General features: G+C 51.8%; 21 protein-coding genes. 5 read left to right on the forward strand and 16 right to left on the reverse strand.

Translation table 11 applies throughout. The features are described from left to right. The first annotated feature begins 5 nt into the window (after positions 1–5). On the forward strand, positions 6–860 hold the full coding sequence (locus HY455_02980) for a methionyl-tRNA formyltransferase (GenBank protein ID MBI4118470.1): 855 nt from the start codon (positions 6–8) through the stop codon (positions 858–860). Positions 861–973: 113 nt separating this feature from the next. On the opposite strand, the gene HY455_02985 is transcribed toward HY455_02980, so the two are convergent. The 3 genes from HY455_02985 to HY455_02995 form a co-directional block, all read right to left on the reverse strand. After that, positions 974–1531: an NUDIX domain-containing protein gene (locus HY455_02985; GenBank protein ID MBI4118471.1), complete on the reverse strand. Its 558-nt coding sequence runs from the start codon at positions 1529–1531 to the stop codon at positions 974–976. 105 nt (positions 1532–1636) lie between these two features. Then, the gene (locus tag HY455_02990) at positions 1637–2197 is read right to left on the reverse strand and encodes a nucleoside-diphosphate kinase (GenBank protein MBI4118472.1); all 561 of its coding nucleotides are present in this window, start codon (positions 2195–2197) and stop codon (positions 1637–1639) included. A gap of 96 nt (positions 2198–2293) precedes the next feature. Further along, positions 2294–2977: a hypothetical protein gene (locus HY455_02995; GenBank protein MBI4118473.1), complete on the reverse strand. Its 684-nt coding sequence runs from the start codon at positions 2975–2977 to the stop codon at positions 2294–2296. Positions 2978–3109: 132 nt separating this feature from the next. On the opposite strand from HY455_02995, the gene HY455_03000 reads away from it, so the two are divergent. Beyond that, entirely contained in the window at positions 3110–3889 is a 780-nt protein-coding gene (locus HY455_03000) for an HAD hydrolase family protein (GenBank protein MBI4118474.1), read from the forward strand. Positions 3890–3925: 36 nt separating this feature from the next. On the opposite strand, the gene raiA is transcribed toward HY455_03000, so the two are convergent. Further along, entirely contained in the window at positions 3926–4303 is a 378-nt protein-coding gene (gene raiA / locus HY455_03005) for a ribosome-associated translation inhibitor RaiA (GenBank protein ID MBI4118475.1), read from the reverse strand. 9 nt (positions 4304–4312) lie between these two features. Then, positions 4313–4540 (reverse strand): DUF167 domain-containing protein, encoded by a 228-nt coding sequence (locus HY455_03010; protein MBI4118476.1) that lies wholly within the window; start codon positions 4538–4540, stop codon positions 4313–4315. A gap of 123 nt (positions 4541–4663) precedes the next feature. On the opposite strand from HY455_03010, the gene HY455_03015 reads away from it, so the two are divergent. Then, positions 4664–5698 carry a hypothetical protein gene (locus tag HY455_03015; protein ID MBI4118477.1) on the forward strand — a complete coding sequence of 345 codons (1035 nt, stop codon included), beginning with the start codon at positions 4664–4666 and terminating at the stop codon, positions 5696–5698. A gap of 65 nt (positions 5699–5763) precedes the next feature. Here HY455_03015 and HY455_03020 read toward each other — a convergent pair whose 3' ends face one another. From HY455_03020 to HY455_03055, 8 genes are all read right to left on the reverse strand, one after another. Further along, a complete protein-coding gene (locus tag HY455_03020; protein MBI4118478.1) occupies positions 5764–6225 on the reverse strand; it encodes a GTP pyrophosphokinase in 462 nt (153 codons plus the stop codon). Between the two features lie 26 nt (positions 6226–6251). Continuing rightward, a complete protein-coding gene (locus HY455_03025; GenBank protein MBI4118479.1) occupies positions 6252–6530 on the reverse strand; it encodes a hypothetical protein in 279 nt (92 codons plus the stop codon). 128 nt (positions 6531–6658) lie between these two features. Then, the gene (locus HY455_03030) at positions 6659–7405 is read right to left on the reverse strand and encodes a hypothetical protein (GenBank protein ID MBI4118480.1); all 747 of its coding nucleotides are present in this window, start codon (positions 7403–7405) and stop codon (positions 6659–6661) included. 133 nt (positions 7406–7538) lie between these two features. Then, complete coding sequence (locus HY455_03035) at positions 7539–8582, reverse strand: substrate-binding domain-containing protein (GenBank protein ID MBI4118481.1); 1044 nt, start codon at positions 8580–8582, stop codon at positions 7539–7541. A gap of 104 nt (positions 8583–8686) precedes the next feature. Further along, a complete protein-coding gene (locus HY455_03040) occupies positions 8687–9415 on the reverse strand; it encodes a class I SAM-dependent methyltransferase (GenBank protein MBI4118482.1) in 729 nt (242 codons plus the stop codon). Between the two features lie 147 nt (positions 9416–9562). Beyond that, a complete protein-coding gene (locus HY455_03045) occupies positions 9563–10012 on the reverse strand; it encodes a hypothetical protein (protein MBI4118483.1) in 450 nt (149 codons plus the stop codon). Between the two features lie 150 nt (positions 10013–10162). Continuing rightward, positions 10163–10990, reverse strand: a complete 828-nt coding sequence (locus HY455_03050) for an SPFH domain-containing protein (GenBank protein MBI4118484.1) — start codon at positions 10988–10990, stop codon at positions 10163–10165. Between the two features lie 145 nt (positions 10991–11135). Continuing rightward, on the reverse strand, positions 11136–11432 hold the full coding sequence (locus HY455_03055; protein ID MBI4118485.1) for a hypothetical protein: 297 nt from the start codon (positions 11430–11432) through the stop codon (positions 11136–11138). Between the two features lie 61 nt (positions 11433–11493). Here HY455_03055 and HY455_03060 point away from each other — a divergent pair, with 61 nt between their 5' ends. Continuing rightward, positions 11494–12135, forward strand: a complete 642-nt coding sequence (locus HY455_03060) for a hypothetical protein (protein ID MBI4118486.1) — start codon at positions 11494–11496, stop codon at positions 12133–12135. 115 nt (positions 12136–12250) lie between these two features. Then, positions 12251–12766 (forward strand): hypothetical protein, encoded by a 516-nt coding sequence (locus HY455_03065; GenBank protein MBI4118487.1) that lies wholly within the window; start codon positions 12251–12253, stop codon positions 12764–12766. Positions 12767–13033: 267 nt separating this feature from the next. On the opposite strand, the gene HY455_03070 is transcribed toward HY455_03065, so the two are convergent. The 3 genes from HY455_03070 to HY455_03080 all read right to left on the reverse strand — a co-directional run bounded on the left by HY455_03070 (position 13034) and on the right by HY455_03080 (position 15007). After that, positions 13034–14269, reverse strand: a complete 1236-nt coding sequence (locus HY455_03070; protein ID MBI4118488.1) for a sodium:proton antiporter — start codon at positions 14267–14269, stop codon at positions 13034–13036. A gap of 118 nt (positions 14270–14387) precedes the next feature. After that, complete coding sequence (locus HY455_03075; GenBank protein ID MBI4118489.1) at positions 14388–14594, reverse strand: hypothetical protein; 207 nt, start codon at positions 14592–14594, stop codon at positions 14388–14390. Beyond that, a complete protein-coding gene (locus HY455_03080) occupies positions 14591–15007 on the reverse strand; it encodes a hypothetical protein (GenBank protein MBI4118490.1) in 417 nt (138 codons plus the stop codon). Before HY455_03080 ends, HY455_03075 begins: the two co-directional genes overlap by 4 nt. Positions 15008–15228: the final 221 nt, after the last annotated feature.

Genomic DNA, 15228 nt, shown 5'->3' on the forward strand with positions numbered 1-15228 from the left:
ATACTATGGATACGGAACGCGACACAAACATTCCTTTTGCCTTCTTTGGTACCGACAATTTTTCGGTCATTATTTTAGACAAGCTTACGAAGGCCGGTTTCGTGCCCTCACTTATCGTCACGGCCCCCGATCGAAGAGCTGGCCGCGGCATGAAGCTTACTCCCCCACCCGCTAAAGTGTGGGCCGAGAAAAACAAGATTCCTCTCCTCCAACCAGAAACATTCGATACATCGGTGCTTCAAAAACTTAAGGATGGGGGTTGCGAGCTTTTTGTTATCGCTTTCTATGGAAAGATTCTTCCTCAAGAAGCTTTAGACATTCCGAAACGCGGAACCTTGAACGTGCACCCCTCACTTTTGCCGGCATATCGTGGGCCATCCCCTGAACAGTCACAAATATTGGACGGAGTCACAAAGACGGGCGTGACGATTATTCTCGCCGATAACAAAATGGACCATGGGCCAATCGTTGGGAAAAAAGAATACACCTTGGAAACGCCCTACATACAATACAAAGACTTGCGAAGGGAGCTCTCGGCACTCGCTGGCACATTGCTTACCGAAGTACTTCCCGAATGGACGCTTGGAAACATAGAACCACGAGAACAAGACCACACAAACGCGACGTATACGAAACTGCTTACAAAGGAAGACGGCCTTATACGTCTTACTGATGATTCAGAAACAAACTACAGAAAATTTCTTGCGTACAATCCCTGGCCAGGAACATATTTTTTCTCTGGAGACACTCGAGTCAAAATCACCGACGCGGTGCTCGAAGATGGAGTGTTCGTCGTAAGGCACGTTACTCCTGAAGGAAAACGGGAAATGTCCTATGACGATTTCCTCCGTACTTCATAATATAGTCCCCCGCAGCTTGCCGCAGAGGACTATATTTCGTCTTCCCCCGAAGAAAATGAAAATTGAAACATTTTCATTTTGCCCACTCGCTCGACGAAATAAAAAAGCCAGAGCTAGCGAGCTCTGGCCATATGCGCTTCGGCTTTCTCTGAATTAACCCTCAACTCCTCATCGCAGGCGCTCATCGCCCTTCTCACATGATCGGCAACATCTCCGATGAAGGCGTACTTGCCCAAATCTTTCTCCTTGAGCCATGCATAGTCGGTCATCTCTCTCCCCAACTGAACGGTTGATTCTGCGGCGAGAAGCGTCCAATACGTCAGGACGAGGGTAGGTGTACCGCTCTTGCGGATGAAGATAACATCGCCATCTTCAAGCAAACGAAGGGTATCGGGTGGAACATCAAATCCGCCCTCTTCTTTGATTTCTCGAGCCGCCGCACGACGGAGGCCACCTTCCCAAATCGGATGACTTTTGGTCTTCCTCTGACGACCCCAGTCTTTTCTGGACATTTTGCCGCCGGCAATTGTCCACAAACCTGGGCCTTCGGCATCCTCATCCCTTCGCCTAAACACCAACGACTCCAAAACGCCATCGGAGTCTCTACGAAGCACTACGGTAGTGGTAACCACAACGTATTCAGGAACAGATTCTGCAGATTCCCTAGTCATTGAGCACCCTCACAGACTCATCTGTCCGCAGTGTACCATGCACGTTTCTCGCGCTCCCATTGCCCCAATAAAAAAGCCGTGGTATATCACGGCGTTTACAAAAACTTACTCAGCAACTATGCGCCCACCCTTGGCCATTTCCTCGGGAGTGAACCAAACGGCCATTTCACGTTCTGCCTCTTTCGGGGAATCCGACGCGTGGATGAGATTTCTCGCCGCAAGGTGATCTCGTGGGCCTGGGGGCGCGGCAAAATAACCGCGAATCGTCTCCTTTGCCGCTTGAGACGGTAGTGGACTGCCGAGCATCTTCCGTACGAGCGCGATAGCATTTTCACCCTCCAGCACAACGGCCTCAAGCGGCCCTTCTTGATAATAGAGGCGGCACTCCGCCGCGATCATTTTCCCAATCTCGAGCGGATCGTCTGCTCCATAAATCTTTTTGGGATCTTCACCCTGCGCTCGCCAGCGCCCTACCGCTCGCTCTCCCATATTCATCATCCATTCTTCCGTGTTTGGGAAATGACGATCAAGATGGTCCTCCTTTGCCATAAGTCTCTTTGAGACGACAACCGCGAGACCTTTGCGCGCAAATCGCTTCAAGATTTCATATTCGAGTTTCCGTTGCACTGCATCAGGCTTCAAGATAACCAGTGTGCGCTCGGTCACAGCAATACCTTCCGTTCTCAATTCTGCAGGGACTGTAGCATGCGAATTGCCTTACGTCAACATGATCACGTCGACATACTCTAAAGAAAAAGCCGCTTATGTGTGAGCGGCCATGAAATTACTAAACCCTGTGTAAAGAGCATCTTTATCCTCGGGGGTAACTAACACCCCAAGATCTTCGAGCAACCTTACGAACAACATCTTGGGTCCGTCTTCTTGTGGACGCCAAAGATGATTTCTTTCTCCACCCAAATCCTCACCAAAATCGATCGCGACTACGTCGGCACCGCGGGAACGCAGATCGTGGACAGATATTGGTTTAAAGCCAAGCACTACGAGCCCAGCAGCATATGCCCCATATCTCTCCATGAGCGTGGGGCGCAATTCTTCATTCTGAAGCGCCTCAGTGAAAGTGAGTGGAATATACTCCTCAAGAAGAACGGCTGGCCCGCTCCCGTATAGCTTGGGCGTTGAAACGCCTGCGCGAGAGAGAATCTCTCGGCGCCGAAGCCACTCGACGAAAATTTCCGAGATGGGACGCATGGCAAAAGGTGCGCACGCCTTGAAAAGGAGCCCGCGTGGCGGTTGATCGCCAATGCAAAGGGAGAAATAGAGAACGTATGTTTCAGCTCCGCCACGTGCCCACTCGGATACAGAATCAAAATGGTAAGGTGTCTCAGTAGATGGTAGCAACCCAAGTGTAACGAGGGCTCCAGGCACACTCTTGGCATCTGTCAGCGCCAAGAGTTCTCTTTCGAGATGCTCATTGGGAGCTGACATTAGGGGCACCGACAACAAATCTGTACAGAGAATAACAGTACTCACTCCTCGAATCAATCCAGTAGGAACCTTGACGCACCTCTTATTGTGTGTACTCTTGAGTAAGGCCGCTGTCGACAGAGGTTCCGAACAATGAGACTCGCTCCGGGCGACGGGGCTCTTCTTACACTCGGGGGTATTGGCACTGAAGTTGCCCTGCTTGATATTGAGGGATGCCTCACGGTCAAGAAAGGGGTGCCCATCCCTCTTGACTGGCTTTGGTACCTCATCGATTCAATTCCGTTTGTTCCGCTCGCACTTTGCACAGGAAGATCACAACCTTATGCCGAATGCATGATTCAGCTTCTCGGCGATAAAGCATTCCACGTGCCTTCGATTGTTGAAAATGGTTGCTTTCTCTACGACCCGAAGACTGACCGCCTCATCCCCCACCCAAAGATAGACGCTGGGGTTCGACGCACATTCAGAGGCATAAGGGAATTCCTCGAGGAACACTTCCCTGAAGCACGGATTGAGCCGGGCAAGGAACTTTGCCTATCGCTTGGTCCTCCAAATGGAGTTTCTGTAGAGAGTCTGTTCGAACGAGTTTGGACCAAAATGGGAGATTTTGAGAATGACATTTTTATCGCCCACAGCAACTCGGCGGTGGACATTACACCGAAGGGCATCGACAAGGGTGCGGGTGTTCTTTTCCTTTGCGAGCACCTGGGTATTTCTCCAAAGAGTATCGTCGCAATCGGCGACTCGGGTGGCGACTTGCCGGCGCTTCGCGTTGCTGGACGTATCGGATGCCCAGCCAACGCTACTCCCGCAGTCAAGCAATTGGTCACGGAGAAATTCGGGCTTATTAGCAAGCATGAGCATGCCAAGGGCACTACTGATGTCCTAAAAGGCTTCGGTATCATTCTCTAATATATAGATACGACGAACCACCCATACCGGGTGGTTTTAATTTCGCAGATTATCTTTGAGCTTGCGCGCACCGCGGCGGGCAGTATCAATACTTTTTGTTTTTGTCTTTCGTAGTTCGTGGTCCATTTCATCCTTCGCTTCGTCAATGGCGGGAAACAAAGCGTCTTGCACAGACTCGGACCGTAAGTGCACTGATCCAGCAGTAAAATTAATTTCAGCACGATAGACCATTCCCTTCCGGTGATGATCGGTGGTCTTCCCCACCTCGACGTCAAAAAGCATTTCTTTTGTCTCCCCCGCATAATGCGTCAAGTATTTCTCGAGCATTGCTATTTTCGTATCAACATAAGCGCGAAGTGCTGGGGTATCATCAATGCCGGTAACAAGATAGTTGATTTTGTATGTCGAAGACATGGGTACGTGTTAATTGCTATTGATAATACTTAGTACTTTTTTAGAACGGTGGTGACCATTTACGATTCTGATTTTCGCGCGTGGCACTCCCAGATGCGCGGCAACGAGTTCACGGACGCGTATATTTGCCTGGTTCTCTTCTGCTGGCTCCTTGACCTTAACAGTAAAATGAAGCTTCTTTACTTCTTTGATTTCCTCTCTTCTTGCATTTGACGTAACCGTCACGTGTATATACATAACCAGATGGTGCCAGTATAACACAAAAACTTTCTCGGCTCGCTGTCCACTCCAAAAGTACGCGCTAGAAGCGTATACTTTTAAATAGAAAAGACCGCGTTCTTCCTCATAAGGAGGGTCGGCATGCTTGCGCGTCTCAAAGAACCATTTGAGGCACTTCGTGGTGAGAACGGCGCGTTCATTGCCGCGCTGCACAAGGATTACCACACATGCTATCTTCGAGACCATCTGTACGCTACCTTTGCATACTTCTTCCTTGAGGAGCATGACAAGTTTAGGCAAGGCATGTGGCTCACCTTTGACATCTTTCATAAACACCGCCAAAGGATTAAGCGGATTATAGAACACCCTCCCAAAAATGGACATGAATTCCTCCATGCGAAATATGATCCAGAAACACTTGGGGAGATTGAGCCGTTTTTTGGACATCACCAGTTAGATGCGTTAGGGCTTTTTCTCTTTATTGTTGGTTTCGCGGAGCAAAATGGTCTTCCTCTCGTCAGGAAAAATGCGGACAAGGCAATGCTTAATCTCCTGGTGCTCTATGTCCGCGCAGTAGAGTATTGCAAACGTGGAGATAACGGTATGTGGCAGGGGGAGATGGCGCTCCATTCGTCTTCTGTCGGGGCCGTTCTCTCTGGCCTTGTGGAGTTGAAGGCAGCAAAACTTGTAAAAGTTCGGAATCCGCTTATTGCAAATGGGATAACCGCGCTTGACGCTCTTGTTTTGGAAGAGCCTCCCGGACTAGCACAACTTTCGCTTATTTGGCCGTATGATATCGTCACCCCTGCTGTCCGTAATGAAATTCTCTCCAAAGTGTCGAAAAAATTGGTAGAGAAACATGGTCTAAATCGTTACTTCGGAGACGAATACTATCGCTCTAGAGCAACCGGCATCTCTGCCCAATGGCCACTCGGCTTCTTCTGGCTTTCCATAATCAAAAGTGAACTCGGCGACACGAAGGACGCGCGTCTATGGTTTGAGCGCGGCGCGGCGCAAATAACGCCCGCGGGTATTCCCAAGCTGTACACGGACGATACCCCAAACGACCATGTGCCCCTTGCGTGGGCACATGCGCTTGCAATTATTGCGTATACAAAACTTCAGAACAAAGCTGCTCCCAAGGATAACAATCACAGTGAGGACGCAACATCATAACTGCTCCGAAATTGGAGCAGTTTTTTAATTAAAAAGCCGCAGGAGGAACCTGCGGCGCACTATAGCTAAGCTGGCAATGAATCCTTGAGGATCCGCCGCGCGCGATGGTACTTGAGACGGCGCGTAATATCTTCTTCAGTCGGATTGGTGAACCTCGAAAGATCTGAATTGTCTTCCAAGTCCGCAATCTTGACCTTCCGGGCAAGGATCGGACCTTTCCGAATTCTTTCAATGAAGGCGAAATACCCCTCGTCGCTGCCCTTTTCTTCAGGGCGCTTCGTTAGGTACTCAAGCGCTTCTATCACGTCTTCGTCATAGCCCAGACCACGCATCAACTCCGCAGTGAGACCACAATCTTCCCACGTGTCGTGAAGCGCCGCGGTCATGCGTTCCTTCTTTGTCTTTAAGAGAGGATTCAACATCACTCGTAGGGGGTGCAAATAATAAATGTCCCCCGCTTTGTCTTTCTGATTACCGTGAAGTCGTACACAAAGCGCAATTGCGTCGGCTAATGTCCGCTTTCGCATAGTTCAGCTTCTCCTGGTCTGGGTCTTCATCCTAGGCGCGCCTTCGCTGCGGCAGAGTCTTGGGCATTTCCTCTTGCTTGAACAAGCGTTGCCCATTCCCCTTCGGACAGCTCACGAGCTGGTCCGTTGACCTCGATAAAGTAGTGCTCGTCTACGGTCGGCCAAAGGAAGTCGGCTGGAGTAAGAACACGAAGCGTGCCTCCATCGCGACCATTTGGACGATCAGCCTCTATGACACGAGGCTTAGAATTGGTATACCCACGATTACCGTGTTGGTCTCTTGGACGTTCAATGAAGAACGGCATGGCCTGTTCCCCTCTTTCTCAGAGTTCGTTCCAAAAACATTGTACATTTTATATAAGAAAAGTCAATTTCCGGTTCTGCAAACAAAAAACCCGTTGATGTCATCGCTGGGTCGCTTCACATTGTTTGATTAACCGCCACAACCTCCACCGCAACCGCCGCCGCAGCTGCTGCCGCCTCCACCACCTCCGCCACCGCTGTCATGACCTCCGCCGCCTCCACCCGAGCCGACATCAGTATCTCCACCAATCGCATCTGCCACTTTTCCTGCAACATCGGTCACGGCTTCATCAACGTCCTCCGGACGCGTCTTGCGACCAACATTGCCTTTACTTGTGCTTATACGCACACCTTCGGCGGGGTCTGCACCAGCCGCTCTACCCTCCGCCGCTGCCACAGCTCCAATCGATTCCTGGAACTCCGGATCACGTTCCCGATAAGCCTGAAGGCGCTCCGCAGTCGAGTCACCGATGAGGCTCATACCGAGATACACGACGAGGAATCCATCCATGCCATCATTGCGGTGCACCTGCTTCGTGTGCTCCATAGCACGCATGAATGCCGGGGAACCCTTCGTGAGTCCGGGGAAATGATCAATATACTCACCGACAAGGTTCATGCAGAACGTGCGATACTTGGAGCTGTCGAGGATATGCTCGTGCCAAATCGCATCGGCACGTTCCGTGGGTACAACAAACTCCTTATTGCCTGCAGTCTTGTTGATCCACACGAGCAGCAGAAATTGGCGATACTCATCGATGGCCGGACCGACATCGACTTCGACCAACGTGCCATGGCGTTTTGCTTTAGCAATATAGGAGCTTAGATCAAGCGCCGTGATGACTATCCGTGCGTCGGCCTTCGTCTTTGCTTTCATTGAGCTTTGGCCTCCTACCCTATGATCTGCCATTCTTGTAGCACTTTGCGATAACCGGTGTCAACCCCAATTATCGCAACAAAAAACCACCGGATAATCCGGTGGGGCCTAAAAAGAGCGCTGCGTATATCACCTACATACCGATAGTTCGTAGTGCGCGAGCGGAAGTGCGCTCCGCATTTCGATCGGCATCGGGGAGCGGAATCAGGCCACGGTCGGCCAAGTAACCGTCGGGCCCCCATGTACGCTCCTCGGTCCATTCACGGACGAACACTTCGATACCCGGAACGATTCCGTTCGCGTGCTGCTTCTTCACGTAGAAGTAGAGCGGCCGCGAGACAGGATACGCCCCCGTAGCGATGGACGCAAACGTCGGGGCGACTCCTCCGACGATACTCCCCTGCACCTGATCGAGGTTCTGCGCCAAGAAGCTGTACCCGAAGACACCGAAGGCGTCTCGGTTCGCCTGGAGTCGACGGACGATCAAGATATCGTTCTCGCCCGCGTCAATCCATGCGCCGTCTTCGCGAAGGGTTGCGCATGCGGCCATGTAGCGCGCCGCATTAGCTTGCTGGACGACCCGCATTGCTGGATTCGCAGCACAGCCGGGTGTCATCACGAGCTCCACGAACGCATCACGAGTGCCCGATGTCGGCGGCGGACCCATAACTTCGATACGCTTGTTCGGCAACGAGCGGTCGATGTCGGACCACATACGGTGCGGATTGGGTACCAGTTGTCCAGCCGCATTGGGAACTTCGCGCGCGAGCGCAAGCCACAATTGCGGAATACTCACGGCCATCATGGGTGCTTGGCGAGAGTTTGCAAGGACGATACCGTCGAACCCAATCTTGACCTCAACCACGTCGGTGACTCCATTGTTCTTGCAGGACGTTTTCTCGGAAGCGGTGATGGCTCGGGAGGCGCCCGTGACATCGGGGTGCGCCTCGCCAACGCCGGCACAGAAGAGGCGGAAACCTCCGCCCGTTCCAGTGCTTTCGACGACGGGTGTTTTTGCCCCCGCTACGCGCCCAAATGACTCAGCGACGGCGGTCATAAACGGAAATACCGTCGAAGACCCGACGACACGGATCTGGTCACGCGCCTCTGCGGGCAGAGCAACACCACCCAAGGCAACCGCTACTGCAATAGCAAAAAGAGCCCTTCTCTTTACCATGGCGTATGTGTCTCCTCTTTCGTGTGAAGGGACGAGATATCGGCCTGACGGTTTTTGTCAGCCGATAATACCCACAAAGATACTATATTTGAAATGAATTGGAGTCAACTTCTTTGTTTCGACAAATATTCCGGCAAGTTTGTGAAAATACCTTTTTTAAACAAGGGTGCACGGGCGAGCGTGAGTAGCGGATTCGCAAGGTTAAGCCACCCGCTCGTGTATACAAATGAGAGGTGGTACCTCGTGGCATTAAAAGGCGGCGCGGTAATATCGAGCTGGCGAAAATCGCCCGTTCTAATATCTCTATTTCGAGTACCCCCACTTCGGATATCGTTCTGGATAATCGCATATTTGTATTTCCCGAGCTTCGACAAGACGCGTGCTACTTCCTTGTTCGAGAGATGCTGAAGCACATCACGCACGATGACAAGGTCTCCTTGGGGAAGCTCGTCCGTTACCGCATCGAGATGTATGAAGCGTCGCCTGGGAGAAGCAAACTTCTGCTTAGTTTTTTCGAGAATAAACCGAGAGATATCACACCCCACATAGTCCTTATTCCCCAACTCAAGATTTTGCCCAATCTGCCAGTCGCCACAGCCGATATCGACAACTGTGTGTATGTCCGAATGCTTCTCTAAGACGGAGTTAACAAATCTGATATAGGGTCTATTGAGTACAGCGACCGACCCCGAACCGGAACCAAAGAGCCACTTATGTTTTTTGTAAATCTCATCAAAAAGGTGCGCCCTTGATTGACTGGCAACAGCGTCAGGAGCGTCTTGGGGCACTCGTGCATTAATGATCTTGGACCATACAAAGTCGACTGTTTTCATATGTTGAGTTGTAGAGTGTTTGTGTGCTTCGTGATTGTTTCCCTCAAGCTTACCATAGAACACCGCGTAATAAAGTACTCAAGGCCCATGCTCATAATAAAGAAAAACCGCAGGGCGAACCGTGCGGTCAAAAACCAATCATTCTATTTAGGAGCAAATACAAACTCTCGTATGTCTCGAAAGCGCTACCCCCTTTTTGTCGGCCCAATCCCCCAGCGTCTCGGGGCCAGTGTACTCGGCGGCGAATCCGAAACTCGGCATGTCTCTCACCGTATGCGGATTACTCTTGGCTCCGCGAAGGAAATCTACACCGCCCTGTTCCGAATATGCGCGCACTACCCGATGCCACTTTGACGCCGAATCGACGATGCCAAAGGCCTGATTTCCCTCGAACCAAAACGTAGTCCATGGTTTGAGGTACACATTAGGATCATCGAGTGGGGCACCTGTATCATCCTGGAACTGTCGCCCCGCTTCGAAAGCAAGTGCGAAGATCGAGTTCACAGCTTTATTCCCGAGCATCCCCGAGATTTGTGCTGAAAGACCTGGGAGCTTTTCCTCCACCCACGACTGAATGGCTACATCTCTCGCATTCATCCCCGTACCTCGCCCTCGGTTCCGAAATGACAATACTATCAACCAATATTTTTGTCAAAAACTCTAATGTCCAAATAGTAAACAAAAAGCCGGGCACCCTGTGGGGGCGCCCGGCACTAAACATCACTTGAGAACAGGCAGAGTTGCCAGTTACCGGCCGACGTTGACGACCGGCGTGGCGGCGCCCTGGGTGACGACGGTGCACTTCCCGCCCTCACAAACACCGCGGAACGCCTTCAGCCACTCAAGCATCACGAACTGCTCAGTCGTGAGACCCATCTCCTTCTGGTAGGCCTTGTCGGCTTCTGCGCGGCTCTGTTCCGCCGCCTTGCGCTGATCCTCGGCGAGCTTGCGCTGCTGCTGGGTCAGAATCGCCTGCTGCTGCGTCGCCGTCTCGATGCGCTGCGTCTTCACAGCGTCCGGCGGATTCGCCTTGCCGATGGTGACCTGGACCAAGCGAATCGGAATGCCCGCGTCCTTGATGTACGTCTCCATGGCGAGGCTGACTTCCGTATCGATTGCGTCGATGGCAGTCGTCTCGATCGCGACCTCGTTCATGCCGTGTTTGCGAACGGCCTGACGGATGCGATTGTTGAATTCGGCCGCGACGTTGTTCTTGTACCAGTCTGGGCCGAACTTCTCGATGATGCGCACCGAGTCCAGGACCTGAAGCCGGATGACCGCGTCGAAGTCGAGCGGCACGCCGTCGTTCGACATGAAGTCGTCGAAGTGTGCGACGAACTGCTGGGGTCGCATGTCGACGTTGACACGTTGCGTCGTCCATGCAAGGAGCTTGCGCCCCGCCTTGACCGGAACCGGATCGATCCCGCCATCGCCGAAGATGATCGGCTTCCGGATGAGGACGGTCTCCTCGCCGGCGGTCGGGTGCGCAGATGGCAAGATGCCAGTCAACCAAAGCGCCATACATAGGAGGAAGAGTGCGATGCCCGCCGCAACTGTAGCAATCACTGCTTTCATTTGTGCTGTCTCCTCTTTGCGGCTTGTTTCAAAATGGAGAAAGGCGCCGCAAAACCTCCTCCTAGCTCGTTTAATTATAGCATAAAATACTTATATCTGTCAATAACGTCTTTATATAAAAAGGACCTTATGATAGGCCCTTTACTTAATGCACCACCTTCTTTATGAACAAGCTTGGGAGGTATGGGATCTCGAGAGGACCGTCACCCTCCACCTCTTCAATCTCAATTAGTTCACCATCCTCTGCGTGTAAATCAGGGACAATGCTCACAACGCGATAGTCTGTATTGTGCCTTAAGTTGCAACCCCCGAGTAAGATGCGCGGGAGTTCGGGATCACAAATGAGGATGTCCCCAACCTTGAACTCCCCCTCCATGCCACCCCCCGTGCTCGAGCTCGTCTGATTGTATAGGGCATTCCAACACAATGTCCATAGCCGCATACACTTTGACTTCTTACAACCGTGAGTGTACAACAGTGGGAGATCAACTCGCGGAATCCCAATGAAGCCAGAGACAATAGCGAGGGCGCAGGCTGTTGACGAAACCTACTTCGGCAACCGACCCTTGGACCAGCTTGTCGCAGTACTCCTCTCCCAAGTCGAGTCACTCCGAAAAGAACCTACTCGTCTGAACATTCAAGCGCAGACGGGCGACATTCAGTTCGTTCTCGTCTCCATAGCGCGAAACGAAGGTTGGGATCTTGACCAATTACTTGCAGACACGACGACCAAGGTCGAGAACCGCCGCCGTGGACGCCATTATTACGAAGCGCACATCACAATAAATCCCGTCTTCGGTAGGAAGCTCGAGCACTTCATCGAGGTGTGCAAGCCATATGAGTTTCGTGTGGCTACACTGCTCATGCAAAAGCGCAAAAGGGATACGCCGAGACGCTCGAAAAATGACTCATTCTGTACCGGGCGAAGCATTTCATATTCTGACATTGAGACGAGAATGCTAGCCCTTGTCGCCAAACTGAAGGCGGCGGGATTCCACGTACAGCGTTTTAAGATTGAAAGTACGCTTCTTGATTCCCGTTACGATGACTCCAAGTTCCCACTCGACCTCGCCAAATTGCCTGAGAAGGAAATAACTCCTCGCGCACCCGCATCTGGTGCCTTGTCGGGTCGCAAAGAGAAGTAAGTAGTGTGCCGTCCCGCTTCATAGCTGGGCGGTTTTTTAATTACTATGTAGGACTAGACAAAATCAATATAATATGGTAGTGTAACTTCGGAACCAACCAGCGGAGCGCATAGACATGAACCTCTTCGGCGGATCGAAGAAGCCAAATAATGCCCCTGCTTTGGGAATTGATCTGGACCAATATCGTGGCCCTGCCCCCAAAAGAAATTTGGAGTCGAGACTAATCGGCCAACGCATACAAGCACACGCACGGAAGCATCGCCTTCCGATGTGGCAGGTCTTTCGCGACACAATCCTCACCGAGTTTCAGAAAGGGGTACTGACGCCGCATGAGCTCGTCGCTACCGCTGCGCAATGCGGTCCTGACTCGAGCCACAGCTGGACAGATGCTGTGGTCATCCTGTATTACGCACTTGGATTGAACCCGGCGAATGCCCGCGAGAAACTTTTTGCGGTTTGGAAGCAAATACCCGGCATCGATGGGGTAGGTAAAACCACACTACCGACCCCCGACGGCAAGGGATCCGACTTGGGAGAATCAATGACCGCGTCGGCTTTCTGGAACGCAGAAATCTATCTCGGTCTCCCGACGGGGACTCTCGGTTACGACCAAAAAACATTCTGGCCATAGCCAATGTTTCGATTAAAGAGGCTGCCACCCCCCAAGGGTGGCATTTTTGTTGGTGGAAAATAAAGGTTCCTCGGGGTAAGTCCTGAGGTATTGTCGGAACTCACTCGCCTGCCTGCGGCAGGCGGGACTCGTACCCCGCGTGCGGCAAGCCATGCGGTAGTAACCTTTGATACGACTTCGCTCGGACGCGATGAAAACGTGTTTTCATCGCGCTCCTCGCTCGTCGTAATAAAAAACCCGCGAGCCACGAATGGCTGCGGGAGATAATCAAACCCTTAAGAACTTGAGAAGCGTCCCCATGCTCAACCCCTGAACAATTGAGAAGATCACCACGACGTAGGTAATGATGATGAGGGCATCCCTCACCTCTCCGTGTGGGAGCGCCAAGGCAAGCGCAAATGAGACGCCGCCGCGCAGCCCTCCCCATGTGAGAATGAGCACTGCATGTTCGCTAAACTTCTTCACTACTCCTGTGAGCACAGAAGCGGCCCAGACAGAGAGGAATCGTGCCGAAAGCACGAGTGGTATCGCCGACAAACCGGCGAGGATATACCCGAGCTTAACGTTCAAGAGAAGCGCCTGGAGGCCGACGAGTACAAAGAGTGCGGCATTCAACATGTCATCGATCACCTCCCAAAAGAGGTCGAGATGTGCACGTGTCTCATCTGACATGCCGAAGTTGCGACCATGGTTGCCAATGAAAAGTCCGGCAGTCACAATCGCAAGCGGTCCAGACACATGAAGCAGATTCGCAAGTGCGTAGCCTCCCGCGACAAGTGCAAGCGACATCAAAATCTCAATGTGGTAATTGTCGACGCGCTTAATGAATTGGAAGGCAATCCAGCCGATGGCAAGACCGTAAATGATGCCGCCGAACGACTCGCGGAGTAGCGTCGTAAGCACATAATCAACCGAGAAAGTCGCAGTCCCCATGAAAACCCCGAAAAAGACCAAGAAGAGCACAATGCCGGCTCCGTCGTTCAAGAGCGACTCGCCGGCAATCTTCATCCGAATGCTATCATCGGGCATTTTCGAATGCTTGAGAAGCGCCAAGACTGCGATCGGATCAGTGGGCGAGATGAGCGCTCCAAAAAGGAAGCACGCCACGAACGGAATCTCGAATCCGAAAAGTGGGAAAAGAAAGTACGCCCCAACGCCGATGATCGCGGCTGAAATGCAGACGCTCACGGTTGAGAGCACACCAATCGCCCAGCGCTGCTCAAAGAATGCGTTTAGGTTGATGTGCAATGCTCCGGCAAACAAGAGGAAACAAAGTACGATCTTTAAGATTGCTTCACTGAAATCGATAGCACCCACAGCATTCCTTGCCATCTCCGGAATGAACTCGAGCCCCAAGAGATCCAGCGCCGCCAATGACATTGAGAAGACGAGGGAGATCAACATGAGCCCCAGAGTCTTGGGGAGCTTTATGTACGCATAGTTCACATAGCTCAAGACGGCTGTGACGACAAGGAGTAGTGCTAGAACGTTAAAGAGTCCCATTACCACCTCACTAGTTACGCGTTACGTCCTTTTGCTTTTTATAACATTTTTCACTCTGTGTCAATATTTTGATTTTATTGTAGCAAAAACCCACGCATAGCGTGGGTGTGTACAAAACTTATCTCGTTGTATTCTCCATCCCCGTCTTCATGCCGAGGAAATACCGCGGTGTGATGACAAACCAGAATCGGAAGAAACCAGGGCGTTCGATAAGCATATAGCCATCCTTACCAATCCAGATCCAATACCCCCAGATAGAGACCATACCAACGACGACTGCCATAGCCATGATGAGGGAGAATACCACTTGATCCCCTGGACTCATGCTCCACCTCCTTGGACTGCAGCTTGCTCCTGCAATGCCTCCTTGAGAGATACGTCGTTGAAAGTCCGCTGAACGATATCGTAGATGCCACTTCTCATTACTGTGGCAGCCTCAGGTTCAACTGACTTTCTGGCATCAGTGAAACGTACCACGGTTGCATTATATGCCAACACGAGCCATGGAAACTTTCCCAAGCTCGGATGTGTACAAGCAAGCCGCACGAGCTCAATCGCTTTTTCGGAATTTGGATCGTGGATGAAAAGATCCGTAATCGCACCGGCGACAAGAAATGCCGCTTGTTTGGGATACTTAAGCAACTCCGCAATGAGTGCTTCCGGCTCGAGATCAAACAACATGTCTCCGTTCGTCTCGAGTCCGTAAAAGATCCCATCCCATCCTTGTGGAAGTCCCATGGCTTAGCTCCTCACCTTAGGCATTAGTCGCCACTGCATCCGCCGCCACCATCGGTGGTGCAACTTGAGCTGTCGCCAACTGCGCTCGTGTAAATGAATCCATCCGATGAGCCCGATCGACCTCGACCAGGATGCTTGATGGAGAGCCACAAGGCCCACAAAATAAGTGCGACTGCAGCCACGCCGATCATCGTGATAATGACGCCCAAAGGTGTCATGGT

This window comes from Parcubacteria group bacterium (assembly GCA_016204045.1).
In the GTDB taxonomy this organism is placed as follows: Bacteria; Patescibacteriota; Minisyncoccia; order Phycocordibacterales; family UBA2135; genus JACQLQ01.